The organism is Delftia sp. DS1230, assembly GCF_040112715.1.
Classification (GTDB): domain Bacteria; phylum Pseudomonadota; class Gammaproteobacteria; order Burkholderiales; family Burkholderiaceae_C; genus Comamonas; species Comamonas tsuruhatensis.
Genome location: NZ_CP157763.1, coordinates 4,423,134 through 4,439,120 on the forward strand (window position 1 = coordinate 4,423,134; position 15,987 = coordinate 4,439,120).

14 protein-coding genes are annotated in these 15,987 nt (G+C 66.1%); 6 read left to right on the forward strand and 8 right to left on the reverse strand.

The window, feature by feature from the left end:
• Nucleotides 1-87: 87 nt before the first annotated feature.
• Nucleotides 88-2,964 (reverse strand): aconitate hydratase, encoded by a 2,877-nt coding sequence (locus tag AAN986_RS19970; RefSeq protein ID WP_047218604.1) that lies wholly within the window; start codon nt 2,962-2,964, stop codon nt 88-90.
• A 176-nt stretch (nt 2,965-3,140) separates the two neighbouring features.
• Nucleotides 3,141-3,560, reverse strand: coding sequence for a hypothetical protein (locus AAN986_RS19975; RefSeq protein WP_047218605.1), 420 nt, complete (start codon nt 3,558-3,560; stop codon nt 3,141-3,143).
• Between the two features lie 454 nt (nt 3,561-4,014).
• Between AAN986_RS19975 and AAN986_RS19980 the strand changes: the two genes are divergently transcribed.
• The gene (locus tag AAN986_RS19980) at nt 4,015-4,287 is read left to right on the forward strand and encodes a hypothetical protein (RefSeq protein WP_047218606.1); all 273 of its coding nucleotides are present in this window, start codon (nt 4,015-4,017) and stop codon (nt 4,285-4,287) included.
• 390 nt (nt 4,288-4,677) lie between these two features.
• On the opposite strand, the gene AAN986_RS19985 is transcribed toward AAN986_RS19980, so the two are convergent.
• Nucleotides 4,678-5,052, reverse strand: a complete 375-nt coding sequence (locus AAN986_RS19985; RefSeq protein ID WP_349335446.1) for a hypothetical protein — start codon at nt 5,050-5,052, stop codon at nt 4,678-4,680.
• 131 nt (nt 5,053-5,183) lie between these two features.
• Here AAN986_RS19985 and AAN986_RS19990 point away from each other — a divergent pair, with 131 nt between their 5' ends.
• On the forward strand, nt 5,184-6,002 hold the full coding sequence (locus tag AAN986_RS19990) for a helix-turn-helix transcriptional regulator (RefSeq protein ID WP_047218608.1): 819 nt from the start codon (nt 5,184-5,186) through the stop codon (nt 6,000-6,002).
• Nucleotides 6,003-6,078: 76 nt separating this feature from the next.
• Here the strand turns inward: AAN986_RS19990 and acnB are convergent, their stop codons facing one another.
• The 5 genes from acnB to AAN986_RS20015 form a co-directional block, all read right to left on the reverse strand.
• Nucleotides 6,079-8,670: a bifunctional aconitate hydratase 2/2-methylisocitrate dehydratase gene (gene acnB / locus AAN986_RS19995; protein WP_016450204.1), complete on the reverse strand. Its 2,592-nt coding sequence runs from the start codon at nt 8,668-8,670 to the stop codon at nt 6,079-6,081.
• Nucleotides 8,671-8,733: 63 nt separating this feature from the next.
• Nucleotides 8,734-9,315, reverse strand: coding sequence for a hypothetical protein (locus AAN986_RS20000; protein ID WP_047218610.1), 582 nt, complete (start codon nt 9,313-9,315; stop codon nt 8,734-8,736).
• 31 nt (nt 9,316-9,346) lie between these two features.
• Nucleotides 9,347-10,366, reverse strand: a complete 1,020-nt coding sequence (locus AAN986_RS20005) for an aldolase/citrate lyase family protein (protein ID WP_047218611.1) — start codon at nt 10,364-10,366, stop codon at nt 9,347-9,349.
• Nucleotides 10,363-11,169 carry a trans-aconitate 2-methyltransferase gene (gene tam / locus AAN986_RS20010; protein ID WP_013803434.1) on the reverse strand — a complete coding sequence of 269 codons (807 nt, stop codon included), beginning with the start codon at nt 11,167-11,169 and terminating at the stop codon, nt 10,363-10,365. Before tam ends, AAN986_RS20005 begins: the two co-directional genes overlap by 4 nt.
• 14 nt (nt 11,170-11,183) lie before the next feature.
• A complete protein-coding gene (locus tag AAN986_RS20015; RefSeq protein WP_012204349.1) occupies nt 11,184-12,170 on the reverse strand; it encodes a malate dehydrogenase in 987 nt (328 codons plus the stop codon).
• Nucleotides 12,171-12,388: 218 nt separating this feature from the next.
• Between AAN986_RS20015 and AAN986_RS20020 the strand changes: the two genes are divergently transcribed.
• The 4 genes from AAN986_RS20020 to sdhA all read left to right on the forward strand — a co-directional run bounded on the left by AAN986_RS20020 (nt 12,389) and on the right by sdhA (nt 15,974).
• Nucleotides 12,389-13,177, forward strand: a complete 789-nt coding sequence (locus tag AAN986_RS20020) for a GntR family transcriptional regulator (RefSeq protein WP_016450201.1) — start codon at nt 12,389-12,391, stop codon at nt 13,175-13,177.
• 134 nt (nt 13,178-13,311) lie between these two features.
• Complete coding sequence (sdhC, locus tag AAN986_RS20025) at nt 13,312-13,734, forward strand: succinate dehydrogenase, cytochrome b556 subunit (RefSeq protein WP_016450200.1); 423 nt, start codon at nt 13,312-13,314, stop codon at nt 13,732-13,734.
• A 35-nt stretch (nt 13,735-13,769) separates the two neighbouring features.
• Nucleotides 13,770-14,135, forward strand: a complete 366-nt coding sequence (gene sdhD, locus AAN986_RS20030) for a succinate dehydrogenase, hydrophobic membrane anchor protein (RefSeq protein ID WP_012204346.1) — start codon at nt 13,770-13,772, stop codon at nt 14,133-14,135.
• 33 nt (nt 14,136-14,168) lie between these two features.
• Nucleotides 14,169-15,974, forward strand: a complete 1,806-nt coding sequence (gene sdhA / locus AAN986_RS20035; RefSeq protein WP_016450199.1) for a succinate dehydrogenase flavoprotein subunit — start codon at nt 14,169-14,171, stop codon at nt 15,972-15,974.
• Nucleotides 15,975-15,987: the final 13 nt, after the last annotated feature.

Below are 15,987 nucleotides of genomic sequence, written 5' to 3' on the forward strand. Positions count from 1 at the left end.
GGGACACCGAGCAAGGGCCGCCACGCCGCCAGGGTGTCGTCCCCCTTCCAGGGGGAAGCCGCATAGCGGCTCAGGGGGTTTCCAACTTCATTCAAGGAGCTGCCTGAGAACGTACGGCAGGATGCCGCCGTGCCGGTAGTAGTCCACCTCGATGGGCGTGTCGATGCGCAGCTTGACCACCACGGTCTGCTTGCTGCCATCGGCACGCGTGATCACCAGCTGGGCCTCGCTTTGCGGCGCCAGGTCGGCGGCGGGAATCACTTCCACGAACTCCTCGCCCGTCAGGCCCAGGGTCTGCCAGCTGTCCGTGCCCAGGAACTGCAGCGGCAGCACGCCCATGCCCACCAGGTTGGAACGGTGGATGCGCTCGAAGCTGCGCGCCACCACGGCCTTGATGCCCAGCAGCTGCGTGCCCTTGGCGGCCCAGTCGCGGCTCGATCCCGTGCCGTATTCCTCGCCCGCGAAGATCACGGTGGCACGGCCCTCGGCCTGGTACTTCATGGCCGCGTCGTAGATGGGCATCTTGGTAACCTGGCCCGTGCCGTCGCGGTACAGCGTCAGGCCGCCCTCCTCGCGCGAGCCATCGGCCTGCGCCGGAATCATCAGGTTCTTGATGCGCACGTTGGCAAAGGTGCCGCGCATCATCACCTCATGGTTGCCGCGCCGCGAGCCGTAGCTGTTGAAGTCGGCCTTTTGCACGCCGTGGGCCAGCAGCCACTGGCCTGCGGGCGAGCTTTCCTTGATGGAGCCGGCCGGCGAGATGTGGTCGGTGGTGATGGAGTCGCCGAACAGCGCCATCACGCGCGCGCCGTGCACCACGTAGGGGTTGGAGCCTTCGGCGCCGGCGGCGGGCGCGTCCAGCTGGAGCCGGAAATCATCGAAGAACGGCGGCTCGGCAATGTAGGTGCTCTCGGGCCAGGTATAGGTGGCGCCCGTCACGCCGTGGATCTTTTCCCAGAGCTTGCCGGGCTCGGAACGCACCTTCTCGTAGTTCTCGCGGAAGGCCTTGCCGTTCATGGCGTACTTCATCAGCGCGTGGATCTCTTCGCTGGTCGGCCAGATGTCGCCCAGGTAGATGTCACGGCCGTTCTTGCCCTGGCCCACGGGCTCGGTCATCAGGTCGCGGCGCACCGTGCCGGCAATGGCATAGGCCACGACCAGGGGCGGGCTGGCCAGGAAGTTGGCCTTGATGTTGGGGTGGATGCGCGCCTCGAAGTTGCGGTTGCCCGACAGCACGGCCGCGCAGACCAGGTCGTTGCTGGTGATGGCTTCGTTGAGCTCCGGCGTGAGGTCGCCCGCGTTGCCGATGCAGGTGGTGCAGCCGTAGCCGGCCAGCGCAAAGCCCAGCTTTTCCAGGTAGGGCAGCAGGCCGGCTTCGGTCAAATACTCGGTCACCACGCGCGAGCCCGGCGCCAGAGAGGTCTTGATGTGCGGCTGCACCGTGAGCCCGGCCTTCACCGCCTTCTTGGCCAGCAGGCCGGCGGCCAGCATCACGCTGGGGTTGGAGGTGTTGGTGCAGCTGGTGATGGCGGCAATCAGCACGTCGCCGTTGGCGATGCTCAGGCGCTTGGGCGGCGTGGGGGCATCGACCGGCGCCTCGCTGTGGGCGGCCTCCAGCTTGGGCTTGTTGGCCTCCATCTCGGCCAGCGAGCGCTGCGCGCCGGGCGGATGGGCCGGCGTCTCGGGCGCCACCTCGCCCTCACCGCCACCGCCTACGCGAAAGCTCCGGCCCAGCCGCTCCATCGGCTGGTTGAACCCGTTGTGCGCCGCAGGGGCGCTGAACAGCTCATCGAACTTGGACGACACATTGCCCAGCTCGATGCGGTCCTGCGGGCGCTTGGGTCCGGCCAGGCTGGGCGCCACCGTGCCCAGGTCCAGACGCACCACATGCGAGTAGTCGATCTCGCCGGCGGCCGGCACGCCGAACAGCTCCTGCGCGCGGAAATAGCCCTCGAAGGCCTCGATCTCGGCCTTGCTGCGGCCCGTGCCCCTGAAGTAGTCGATGGTTTTTTCATCGACGGGGAAAAAGCCCATGGTGGCACCGTACTCGGGCGCCATGTTGCCGATGGTGGCGCGGTCGGGCAGCGCCAGGGTGCGCGTGCCTTCGCCGAAGAACTCCACGAACTTGCCCACCACCTTCTCGCGGCGCAGGATCTCGGTCACCGACAGCACCAGGTCGGTGGCCGTCACGCCCTCGCGCAGCTGGCCCGACAGCTCGAAGCCCACCACATCGGGCGTGAGGAAGTACACGGGCTGGCCCAGCATGGCCGCCTCGGCCTCGATGCCGCCCACGCCCCAGCCCACCACGCCGATGCCGTTGATCATGGTCGTGTGGCTGTCCGTGCCCACCAGGGTGTCGGGGTAGTGCACGCCGTCCTTGGTCTTGTGCACGCCGCGCGCCAGGTACTCCAGGTTCACCTGGTGGACGATGCCGAAGCCCGGCGGCACCACGCCGAAGGTGTCGAAGGCCTGCATGCCCCACTTCATGAACTGGTAGCGCTCCTTGTTGCGCTGGAACTCCAGCTTCATGTTCAGGTCCAGCGCCTTCTTGGTGCCGAAGTAGTCCACCATGATGGAGTGGTCCACCACCAGGTCCACGGGCACCAGCGGCTCGATGGACTTGGGCTTCTTGCCCAGCCTGGCGGCAGTGCTGCGCATCGCGGCCAGGTCGGCCAGCAGCGGCACGCCCGTGAAATCCTGCAGCACCACGCGCGATACCACGAAGGGGATCTCGTCCACGCGCTCGGCCTGGGGCTTCCAGTTCGCCAACTGCTCCACATGCTCGCGCGTCACCTTGTTGCCATCGCAGTTGCGCAGCACGGACTCCAGCACGATGCGCAACGACACGGGCAATCGCCGGACCTGTGGATATTGCCTTGCCAGTTCAGGCAGGGAGAAGAACTTGCCCTTCTTGCCCCCCGCCGCAGCAAAGGACTTGAGGGTGTTTTCATATTCGTGGCGCATCGTGAGACTCCTGGATGAAACTCTGGGAAGGCACATGCGCGCCGCCTTTTCCGGGCTGCTGGGCATGCACCAAGACTCTGATTTCCATTGTGCCCAGAAGTGCCCGCGGATGCTGTGGTCCATTGGCGATAGTCACACGCGGACAACGCTGTCCGCGCGTCAAAAACGGCAGGCTTTCACGGGGCTGTCATCGAACCGGCCAGCGAAGCCCTGCTGCGCCACAACCCCGCGCACTGCAGATCGCCCAGCGCCACGCCGATGGCCGCCTGGCCCAGCACCCATGCCCAGCCTGCGGGCGCAGGCTCCAGCACGCCGCTGTACAGCACAACCCCGCAGGCCAGGGCCCAGCCGAAGTTGCCGAACACGGCAAGCGCCACCAGCCCCCCGCTGCGCGGCATGCGGCACGCGCCCCAGCCAGCCACGCAGGCCCAGGCCAGCAAGAAGCGCCCCGTGCCCAGCAGCAGCGCCTGCGGCAAGCCCGTTGAAACGGCCAAGGGCTGCGAAAAAGCCAGCTGCACCGAACCGGCCGCGGCACAGCAGATGGCGTCGGCCCACAGGGTGCGGGGCAGGAAACGGGCATGGGAAAACATCGGCATCAGCACTCCTTGTGGATTGCCGGGCATGCACCTCGCAAGCCGGCCCCACCGATGCTCCGCCGCCACCGCCCCCCGAGTCCATGACCTGCCAGGTCATGCCAGCCCCGCTGGAGCAACTCCAGTCGCTATGCCACAATCCGCACCAACCCCCTGTCACGGGGCCGGTGCTTGAAAACACCTTTGAAGAATAGCGGAGCGGCCTCCCCGATAGCGAGGCCTTGTCACGTCTGATTTGCTTGGATCGTGGGCGCTTGCCTGCATCCGAACGGTTTGGGACGGGATGGGGCTCACCGCAAGGCTGCCCGCACGACTATTCTCGTGTTTTCAACATCCCGTCCACCATTGCTGTGCTTGAAAACCCGGCTTGGTGGTTCAGTCTCGAATAGGAGCACGGAACCATGTACATCGCATCCCTCTCGATGGCCCGCCTCACCTTTGCACGGAGAGCCGAGCCATGACACCCAGACCCCCACCCAGCGCCGAGCATTTCACCCAGGTCGTGACCGAGGTGGACCGCCTTGTGCAGCAAGGCTGTGCCGAAATCTCGGCACTCTCCCGCATGGCCCTGCTGTGGCTGGAAACGCCCGAAACCAGCAACCGCCTGAACGTGCTCGCCAGCGCCCTGCGCACCATCCGCAACAGCGCCGACATGCTGGCCAGCGAAACCAGCGGCGAAGTCGTCGCCGTGGGCTGCTCCCCCTACGTCAAAAGCAGCGCACCCCCCTGACCCGGGCCCAGCGCAGCGAAGGCCCGAGCCCACTCCCCGTATGTCAGCGCCTGCGTCGGGCCGCCTGCGGGGTTGCAGTCCTGCCGAAGGACAGGACTGCTTCGTCAACTGACTCGCCGCAGTTGTCTGAACGGAGCGCGCAGCGCGCAGTGAGTTCTGCGGCGAACCCCGCAGGCGGCCCGATGCAGGTTGCCCCGCAGCGCAGCGAAGGGGTCGCGGGCATTCGGGTCGCCTTTGCTTTGCCTACTTTCCTTTGGCGAAACAAAGGAAAGTAGGTCGGCTGCCGGGCCGAGACCCGGCCTCCAAAAAACACCATCCGGCAGGGGCAGATACAGCCCCATTACCCTGCAACAACGGGATGTGCAGCACCCGCCACATCCCGCGTGCGCCTCAACCAGTCCACTGCAACTCAGCCAACACCACAACCACCAGCGCCTGCCCCAACACCCACGCCACCCCCCAGGCAGACAACCCCAACCCACCAAACGCCAACAGCGCAACACAGCCCACAGCCCACCCCAAATTCCCCACAACCACCAGCCCGATCAACCGCCGCGGCACAGGCGAGCGCGCCGCCATCCACGCAGCCAGCAGCGCATAGCCCAGCAAAAACCAGCCTGTGGACTGCAGCAGCGCCAGAGGCAACCCCGTCACATCCGCCAGCGGCTGCCCCGCCACCAGTTGCAAGGCGCCCGAGGCGGCGCAGGAAGCAGCATCGGCCCACATCACGCGGGGCAGGAAACGGGGGGAAGCGAACATCGACATGGCGAACTCCTTGAGAGCAACAGGCACACACCGTGCATGCCATGGACTGCATGGTCCGCCGCAGGCTGCACAGGGTCGATAACCTCGCAGGTCATGGCCGCCACGCCAGCCCCGCCGCTACGATGCGGACCATGACCTCCACCGCCCATCCACCGTCCGCGCGCTCGCCCTTCGGCGACCATCTGCGCCACTGGCGCCAGCACCGCCGCCTGAGCCAGCAGGGCCTGGCACTGGAGGCCGAGATCTCCACGCGCCACCTGAGCTATGTGGAAACCGGCCGCGCCCAGCCCAGCCGCGAGATGGTGCTGCGCCTGGTCGAGCGCCTGGGCGTGCCGCTGCGCGAGCGCAACGCGCTGCTGGTGGCCGCAGGCTATGCGCCCATGTACCAGGCCCGGCCGCTGGACCACCCGGACCTGGCCGCCGCGCGCCAGGCCGTGGACCTGGTGCTCAAGGGCCACGAACCCAATCCCGCCCTGGCCGTGGACCGGCACTGGAACCTGGTGGCCGCCAACGCCATCGTGCCGCTGCTGCTGGCCGGCGTGGCGCCCTGGCTGCTGGAGCCGCCTGTCAATGTGCTGCGCCTGAGCCTGCACCCCGAAGGCCTGGGCCCGCGCCTGGCCAACGCAGCCCATTGGCGCGCGCATCTGCTGCACCGCCTGCAGCAGCAAATTGCCGCCACGTCGGATGCGCAGTTGCAGGCGCTGCACGACGAGATTGCCGCCTACCCGTTCAAGGAAGATGAAGCGGACTCGCATGGCGCAGCACCTGCCAGCCACATCGCCGTGCCCTTCGCGCTGGACACCGACCATGGCCGGCTGAACTTCATCAGCACCATCACCATCTTCGGCACGCCGGTGGATGTGACACTGCAGGAGCTGGCCGTGGAGTCGTTCTTTCCGGCGGATGCGCAGACGCAGGAGGTGCTGGGGCGGTTGAGGCAGGCTGCGTAAACCGGAAAGTACAGAGCCAGAAAGCAGCAAAGCCCGCCGAAGCGGGCTTTGCTCATGGAGCCGGATCAGGCCGGACTCAGGCGCTCACGCCCTTGGCCACGTCCGCGTACTCTTCGATCTGGTCGAAGTTCATGTAGCGGTAGACGCTGGACTTGTCGGCATCGATCACGCCCATTTCCTTGAGGTATTCCTCCTTGGTGGGCAGCTTGCCCAGGCGCGATGCGATGGCGGCCAGCTCGGCCGAGCCCAGGAACACGTTGGTGTTCTTGCCCAGGCGGTTGGGGAAGTTGCGGGTCGAGGTGGAGATCACCGTCGCGCCTTCGCGGACCTGGGCCTGGTTGCCCATGCACAGCGAGCAGCCCGGCATTTCGGTGCGGGCACCGGCCGTGCCGAAGGCGGCGTAGTGGCCTTCCTTGATCAGCTCGTTCTGGTCCATCTTGGTGGGCGGAGCCACCCACAGCTTGACGGGGATGTCGCGCTGGCCGCCCAGCAGCTTGGCTGCTGCGCGGAAGTGGCCGATGTTGGTCATGCACGAACCGATGAAGGCTTCATCGATCTTGGTGCCGGCCACTTCGGACAGGAACTTGGCGTCATCGGGATCGTTGGGGCAGCAGACGATGGGTTCCTTGATGTCGGCCAGGTCGATCTCGAACACGGCAGCGTATTCGGCGTCCTTGTCGGCTTCGAGCAGGTCGGGCTTGGCCAGCCAGGCTTCGACCTTCTCGATGCGGCGCTGCAGCGTCTTGGCGTCGGCGTAGCCGTCGGCGATCATGTTCTTCATCAGAACGATGTTCGAGGTCAGGTACTCCTTGATCGGCTCGGGGTTGAGCTTGATCGTGCAGCCGGCAGCCGAGCGCTCGGCCGAGGCGTCGGACAGCTCGAAGGCCTGTTCCACCTTCAGGTCGGGCAGACCTTCGATTTCCAGGATGCGGCCCGAGAAGATGTTCTTCTTGCCGGCCTTGGCCACGGTCAGCGCGCCTGCCTTGATGGCGTACAGGGGAATGGCATGCACCAGGTCACGCAGGGTGACGCCGGGCTGCATTTCGCCCTTGAAGCGCACGAGCACGGACTCGGGCATGTCCAGGGGCATCACGCCCGTGGCGGCGCCGAAGGCCACCAGGCCGGAACCTGCGGGGAAGGAGATGCCGATGGGGAAGCGCGTGTGCGAGTCGCCGCCCGTGCCCACGGTGTCGGGCAGCAGCAGGCGGTTGAGCCAGGAGTGGATCACGCCGTCACCGGGACGCAGGGCCACGCCGCCGCGGTTGCTGATGAAGGCAGGCAGCTCGCGGTGGGTCTTGACGTCCACGGGCTTGGGGTAGGCGGCCGTGTGGCAGAAGGACTGCATGACCATGTCGGCCGAGAAACCCAGGCAGGCCAGGTCCTTGAGCTCGTCGCGGGTCATGGGGCCGGTGGTGTCCTGCGAACCCACGGTGGTCATGCGCGGCTCGCAGTAGGTACCGGGACGCACGCCCTGGCCTTCCGGCAGGCCGACGGCGCGGCCGACCATCTTCTGGGCCAGCGTGAAGCCGGCGTTCGAAGCAGCGGGCGCCTGGGGCAGGCGGAACACGGTGGAGGCAGACAGGCCCAGGAATTCGCGGGCCTTGGCGGTCAGCGAACGGCCGATGATCAGGTTGATGCGGCCGCCGGCGCGCACTTCGTCGAACAGCACGTCGCTCTTGAGCTGGAACTCGGCGACGGTCTCGCCGTTCTTGACCAGCTTGCCGTCATAGGGCAGCACGTCGATGACGTCGCCCATCTCCAGCTTGGAGACGTCCACTTCGATGGGCAGCGAGCCGGAGTCTTCCTGCGTGTTGAAGAAGATGGGGGCGATCTTGCCGCCCAGGGTCACGCCGCCGAAGCGCTTGTTGGGCACGAAGGGGATGTCCTGGCCCGTGGCCCAGACGATGGAGTTGGTGGCCGACTTGCGCGAGGAGCCGGTGCCGACCACGTCGCCCACGTAGGCGACCAGGTGGCCCTTCTTCTTGAGGTCGTCGATGAACTGCATCGGGCCGCGCTTGCCGTCTTCCTCGGGCTTGAAGGCCGCGTCGGGACGGGTGTTCTTGAGCATGGCCAGGTAGTGCAGCGGGATGTCCGGACGGCTCCAGGCATCGGGTGCGGGCGACAGGTCGTCGGTGTTGGTCTCGCCGGGCACCTTGAAGACGGTGACGGTGATCTTCTTGTCCACTTCGGGGCGCGAGGTGAACCACTCGGCGTCGGCCCAGCTCTGCATGACTTCCTGGGCCTTGGCGTTGCCGGCCTTGGCCTTGGTGGCCACGTCGTTGAAGAAGTCGAACATCAGCAGCGTCTTCTTCAGCGCGTCGGCAGCGACGCCGGCGACTTCGGCATCGTCCAGCAGCTCGATCAGGGGGTGCACGTTGTAGCCGCCCACCATGGTGCCCAGCAGCTCGGTGGCCTTGGCCTTGGAGATGAGAGCCACCTGGATGTCACCGTGGGCCACGGCCGCCAGGAAGCTGGCCTTGACCTTGGCGGCATCGTCCACGCCCGGAGGAACGCGGTGCGTGAGCAGGTCGAGCAGGAAGGCGTCCTCGCCAGCGGGCGGGTTCTTGATCAGCTCGATCAGTTCGGCAACCTGCTTGGCATCCAGCGGCAGCGGGGGGATACCGAGCGCGGCGCGTTCGGCCACGTGGTCACGGTAGGCTTTCAACATGATTCTCTCTCCATGGTTTTCTAAAGTGGGGCTGCTTGCGGGACGCTCAGGTCCGGGCCTGGATTACTGGCCGGCGGGCTTGGGTGCTTCCAGCAGGCTGGGAGGCGGGTTCTTCTTGATGGCCTCGGCCACCTGAAGCTGGTCAGGGCTCATGCATTCGTCGGCCAGGCGCTGGCCGACCTTCTGGTTCATGAGCATGGACTTGTTGGCGATCTGCAGCCAGACGGCGCCGGCATGCTTGTCTTCCAGGCGCACGGTGCCGGTCGAGGTCTTGACGGGCGCCATGTGGTACTTGAAGCCCTTGCCGTCGATGTTGAAGTAGCCGGGGTTGGACTGGTCGGCCGTCACATTGACGAAGACGCCCAGCTCGCAGGGAATGCGGCCGGTGTGCACGCGCTCCGAGATGGCCAGGTCTTCGGCGGACAGCGGCTGCTGGGCAGCAGCTGCCACGGCCGCCGCACCGCCGACTGCGGCAGCGCCGGCAGCGGCCTTGGCCGCGGTGGCCTTCTTGGCGGGAGCCTTCTTGACCGCAGGCTTGGCGGCGGCCTTGGCCGGAGCCTTCTTGGCAGGTTCGGCGGCGCTGGCGCCCAGGCCCATGGCTAGCAAGGGGGCTGCGATCAGGATGGAGGCGATAGCTGTCTTCATACGTTGGGCTCCTGCAAATTCCCGGTGTGGGCTAAGCAAGTGATTCTGATGCAAACCAGGGCTGCACCTGCGGGGGCAGCGCCTGGCCGGTCTGGTGGGCACGTGTGAGCAACTGCCAGAAGTAGCGGTAGCTCGCCCGGTCATGTAATACACCATCCACGCTGACGGGCGCCCAGTCGGCGGCCCCGGCGGCGGTAAGTATTTGTGCGGCCTGCGCCACTTCGTCGGCCTGGGGCGCGAACGCGGCGAGGATGGGACGGATCTGGTCCGGGTGGATGCTCCACATGCGGGTATAGCCGAGCCGCCGTGACGCCTGTGTGGCAGCGGCCTGCAGCGCCTGTGGATTCCTGAACTCGGTGACCACGCAGTGCGAAGGCACCTTTCCGTGCGCGTGGCAGGCAGCTGCGATCTCCAGCTTGGCACGCACGACCAGCGGATGGTCGAACTGGCCGGCCGAGCCCATGGCCGAGGCAGGAATCGCGCCGCCATGGGCCGAGACGAAGTCCATCAGGCCGAAGGAAATGCTCTGCACGCGCGGGTGTGCGGCGATGTCGAAGGCACGGTGCACGGCGGCGGGCGACTCGATGAGCACATGCAGCGGCAGTTCGCGGCAGCCCAGTCGGCCCAGATGCCGCTCGGCCAGCAGCACGTCGTCCACGCTTTCCACCTTGGGCAGCATGAGGTGGCACAGGCGGTCGCCGGCCTCGCCGACGATGATGTCCAGGTCCTGCGCGAAACTGGCGTGGTCCACGGCATGCACGCGCGCAGCCACGCGGGCGCCGGGCGCGGCATCACGCGCCAGCGAGGCCACCAGGCGCGCATGGGCGGCCTCCTGGCCCACGGGGGCGCCGTCCTCGCAGTCCAGCGTGACGTCGAACACGCAGGTGCCGAACTCGGCCATCATCTCGGCCTGCAGCTGCAGGCTCTTGCGCATGCGCACTTCCACGCCGCTGTAGTGGTCGCAGACGGGCAGGTGCAGGGCACCGCCCTGCGCATCGAGCAGCACCTGGGCCGGGTGTGCGCGAGAGGGTGTGGACGTGGCGGCGGTCATGGCTTGCGCTGGGCGACGATGAACAGGCGGGGGAAGGCCAGCAGGCGCCGGCCGTCGGCGCGCACGCCGTAGGCGGCGTCCACGCGGTTTTCGTATTCGGTGAGAAAGTCGGCCTGCAGGGCTTCGGGCAGGCCTTCGACGAAGGGCTTGAGGCCGGTGCCGCGCAGCCACTGGACGATGGCGCCGGCCGAGTCCATCGGATGCTGGTAGACGGTGTGCCAGACATCGACGGCGCCGGCCTCGACGCCGGCCTGCTCCTGCGGTCCGGCCAGCAGGTCGTAGTAGCTGCGGATGGGCAGGATGTCGGCCCGCACCTTGGCGGCATCGCCGATGTAGGCGGCAAACTTGGGCAGGCTGGCAATCTCGCGCATCACGCGGTGCGTGGCTTCCTGCCGGTTGTCGGGCATCTGTATCGCCAGCACGCCCCCTGGCGCCAGTTGGGCGAACAGGCGGGGTATCAGCGTTTCATGCTCCCCCACCCACTGGAGGGAGGCATTGGCATAAATCAGGTCGGGAGCGCTCTCGCCGGGGGCGGGCGTCCAGGAAGCAATGTCGGCCAGCGCGAAGCGGGCCTCAGGCAGATGCTGGCGCGCGGTGGCCAGCATCGCCTGGGAGTTGTCTATGCCGGTGATCGTGGCACCGGCATAGCGCTGTGCAAGCAGCTCGGTGGAATTGCCCGGCCCGCATCCCAGGTCCACCACATGGCGGGCCTGGGCCAAGGGCACACGCGCCAGCAGCTCGGCTGCGGGGCGCGTACGCTCATTGGCGAAACGCAGGTAAAGCGCGGGATTCCAGTCGAGCATGGCTTGCCGGCGGCTTACAGCAGGTGCTTGACGCCGTCCTGTTCGCCTTGCAGCTCGGCCAGGGTCTTGTCGATGCACTCTTGCGAGAAGGCGTCGATTTCCAGGCCTTCGACGATCTTGTACTCGCCGTTCTCGGTGGTGACCGGGAAGCCGAAGACGATGCCGGCGGGGATGCCGTATTCGCCGTTGGAGGGCACGCCCATGGTGACCCATTCGCCACCCGAGCCCAGGGCCCAGTCGCGCATGTGGTCGATGGCAGCGTTGGCAGCCGAGGCAGCCGAGGACAGGCCGCGCGCTGCAATGATGGCGGCGCCACGCTTGCCGACGGTGGGCAGGAACACGTCCTTGTTCCAGGCCTGGTCGTTGATCTTGGCCTTGACGCTTTCACCGTTGACGGTGGCGAAGCGGTAGTCGGCGTACATCGTGGGCGAGTGGTTGCCCCAGACGGTCAGCTTGCGGATGTCGCCGACCTTGAAACCGGCCTTGGCAGCCAGCTGCGATGCAGCGCGGTTGTGGTCCAGGCGCAGCATGGCGGTGAAGTTCTTGGCCGGCAGGTCCGGAGCCGACTTCATGGCGATGTAGGCGTTGGTGTTGGCGGGGTTGCCGACGACCAGCACCTTCACGTTGCGCGAGGCCACGGCGTTCAGCGCCTTGCCCTGGGCCGTGAAGATCTGTGCGTTGGCAGCCAGCAGGTCGGCACGTTCCATGCCGGGGCCGCGGGGACGCGCGCCGACCAGCAGGGCGTAGTCGGTGTCCTTGAAGGCTTGCAGGGGGTCGGAGTGGGCTTCGATGCCGGCCAGCAGGGGGAAGGCGCAGTCTTCGAGTTCCATGATCACGCCCTTGAGCGCGTTCTGGGCCTTCTCGTCGGGAATCTCCAGCAGTTGCAGAATGACGGGCTGGTCCTTACCCAGCATTTCGCCGGAGGCGATGCGAAACAGCAGGGCGTAACCAATTTGACCGGCGGCACCGGTGACGGCGACACGAACGGGCTTCTTGCTCATGATGAAACTCCAGGGATGGGGAAAAAATCAGGTGTTATCGGCGCCAGGTCGCACCAGCGTCAGAAACCAGCAGCCCGTGCTCCGCAAACAACGCGAAAGTGTACTCCCGATTTCGGAGCCCGGTCAATTTGTCTTATGTCTTATATAAGATATGATCGACGTCTGTTTCCAAGTCTTTCATCTGCGTCGCCGGGAGCCTCCCCACCCCGAACTTTCCCATGCCAGCCCTGCCTCCCCTCGCCTCTGAAACCGCCGCTGCCACCATCGGCGCGGGCGCATCGACCCCGGCCTTCAGCCCGCTGTACCAGCAGATCAAGGGACTGATACTGCAAAGCCTTGAAGCAGGCGAATGGCGGCCCGGCGAGCTGATCCCCAGCGAGATGGAGCTGGCGGCGCGCTTTCGCGTGAGCCAGGGCACGGTGCGCAAGGCCATCGACGAGCTGGCCGCGGAGAACCTGGTGATGCGCCGCCAGGGCAAGGGCACCTTCGTGGCCACCCACGCGGCCCAGCATGTGCAGTACCGCTTCCTCAAGCTGCAGCCCGACGCCGGCGACCAGCAGGGCGAGGGCCGTGCCGAGCGCCGCATCATCGACTGCCGGCGCCTGCGCGCATCGGCCGACGTGGCGCGCGGCCTGGCGCTGCGCAGCGGCGATGCCGTGATGCACGTGCGCCGCGTGCTGTCGTTCTCCGCAATCCCGACCATTTTGGAAGACATCTGGCTGCCGGGCCACGCCTTCAAGGGCCTGACCGCCGAGCAGATGTCCGCGTACCAGGGCCCCACCTACGCCATGTTCGAGCTGGACTACGGCGTGCGCATGGTGCGCGCCGACGAAAAGATCCGCGCCGTCCTGCCCGAGGCCGAACAGGCCCTGCTGCTGGACGTGCCCAGCACCACGCCCCTGCTGAGCGTGGAGCGCACCGCTTACACATACAACGATGTTCCCATGGAGTTACGCCGTGGCCTGTACCGCACCGACACCCATCACTACCGCAACGCGTTGAGCTGAACGATCCGTTCCCCAGAGAAGCGGGCGAAAATACGCAATTCCCAGCAAAGCTGTTTTTATTGCATTGCAATAGAATTTTGCATCGCCGCCCCTGAGCGATTACGAAGCAGTTACATCCACGAAAGTACCCTGCCATGACTGAGCAAGCCAAAAAGCGGCCAGAGTTCCGCAACATCAACTTCTTCAAGGACCTCCCCACCTACCGGTTGCCGCCGGCCGGCATCGTGTCCATCCTGCACCGCATCAGCGGCCTGCTGATGTTCATCCTGCTGCCTTTCATCCTGTGGATGATGGACATGTCGCTGACCTCGGAGATCTCCTTCGACGGCTTCACCTCGGTTTTCGCGGGTCCCTTCGGATGGTTCCTCAAGCTCGTGTGCCTGGCATTGATCTGGGCCTACCTGCACCACTTCTGCGCCGGCCTGCGCCACCTGTTCATGGACGTGAACCACCATGCGGTCAACAAGCAGTTCGGCAAGACCTCCGCCCTGGTGGTGCTGGTGCTGAGCGTGGGCCTGACCCTGATCCTGGGCGCCAAGCTGTTCGGCCTGTACTGATAGACGATCTCCCCTCACGATAAGGAAAAAGAACCATGTCCGTGAATTACGGCTCCAAGCGCACCGTGGTCGGTGCGCACTACGGCATCCGCGACTGGATGGTGCAGCGCGTCACCGGCGTGCTGATGGCACTGTTCACCATCGTGCTGCTGGCCAAGCTGATCTTCAGCACCGGCTCCGTCGGCTATGACCTGTGGGCCGGCATCTTTGCCCCGCAGTGGATGAAGTTCCTGACCTTCGCCGTGATCGTCTCGCTGGCCTGGCACGTCTGGGTCGGCGTGCGCGACATCTGGATGGACTACGTCAAGCCCGTGGGCCTGCGCCTGGTGCTGAACGTTTTCACCCTGGTCTGGCTGGTCGGCTGCGCCGGCTGGGGCATCCAGATCCTGTGGCGTATCTGATAGAGACGCGGTCTCCACGATTGAAGGTTAAGAATGAGCTACTCCAAAGCAAACATCACCAAGCGCAAGTTTGACGTCGTCATCGTCGGCGCTGGCGGCTCCGGCCTGCGTGCCGCGCTGGAACTGTCGCGCGCCGGCCTGTCCGTGGCCTCGCTGTCCAAGGTCTTCCCCACGCGCTCGCACACCGTGGCCGCGCAAGGCGGCGTGTCCGCTTCGCTGGGCAACATGAGCGAAGACAACTGGCACTACCACTTCTACGACACCATCAAGGGCTCCGACTGGCTCGGCGACCAGGATGCGATCGAGTTCATGTGCCGCGAAGCGCCCAACGTCGTGATCGAGCTGGAACACTTCGGCATGCCGTTCGACCGCAACCCCGACGGCACCATCTACCAGCGCCCCTTCGGCGGCCACACGGCCAACTACGGTGAAAAGCCCGTGCAGCGCGCCTGCGCCGCGGCCGACCGTACCGGCCACGCCATGCTGCACACGCTGTACCAGCAGAACGTCAAGTCCAAGACCAACTTCTTCGTGGAGTGGATGGCGCTGGACCTGATCCGCAATACCCAGGGCGACGTGGTCGGCGTGACCGCCATCGAACTGGAAACCGGCGACCTGTACGAGCTGCACGCCAAGGCCGTGCTGCTGGCCACGGGTGGCGCTGGCCGCATCTTCCAGGCATCGACCAATGCCTTCATCAACACCGGCGACGGCCTGGGCATGGCTGCACGCGCAGGCATCCCGCTGCAGGACATGGAGTTCTGGCAGTTCCACCCCACCGGCGTGGCCGGCGCGGGCGTGCTGCTGACCGAAGGCTGCCGTGGCGAAGGCGCCATCCTGCTCAACAGCGAAGGCGAACGCTTCATGGAGCGCTACGCTCCCACGCTGAAGGATCTGGCACCGCGCGACTTCGTGTCCCGCTCCATGGACCAGGAAATCAAGGAAGGCCGTGGCTGTGGTCCCAACAAGGACTACATCCTGATGAAGCTGGACCACCTGGGCGCCGACACCATCCGCAAGCGCCTGCCTTCGGTGGAAGAGATCGGCCACAACTTCGCCAACGTGGACATCACCAAGGAACCGATTCCCGTGGTGCCCACCATCCACTACCAGATGGGCGGCATTCCCACCAACATCAACGGCCAGGTCGTGGTGTGGGACGGCCAGCAGAACAACGTGGTCAATGGCCTGTACGCCGTGGGCGAATGCTCGTGCGTGTCGGTGCACGGCGCCAACCGCCTGGGCACGAACTCGCTGCTGGACCTGCTGGTCTTCGGCAAGTCGGCCGGCAAGCACATCGTGCAGTTCGTCAACGGCTTCGGCGACCACAAGCCCGTGCCGGCCGATGGCTCGGAGCGCACGCTCACGCGCCTGAACCAGCTCGACGACTCCAAGGAAGGCACCTACGCCCAGGACCTGGCTGGCGACATCCGCGCCACCATGCAGCAGCATGCCGGCGTGTTCCGCACGCAAAAGAGCATGGACGAAGGCGAAGTCAAGATCAACGCCATTCGCGAACGCGTGGGCTCCGTGACCCTCAAGGACAAGTCCAAGGTCTGGAACACCGCCCGCATGGAAGCGCTGGAAGTGGACAACCTGATCGAAGTGGCCCAGGCCACCATGATCTCGGCCGCTGCCCGCCACGAATGCCGCGGCGCCCACACCGTGTACGACTACGAGCATCCTGCCGACCACGCCGAGTTCCCGCTGGGCCGCAATGACAAGGAATGGCTCAAGCACACCCTGTGGTACAGCGCCACCAACAGCCTGGACTACAAGCCCGTGAACCTGAAGCCCCTCACGGTGGACAGCGTGCCGCCCAAGGTCCGCACGTTCTAATCCAGCAGCCCAC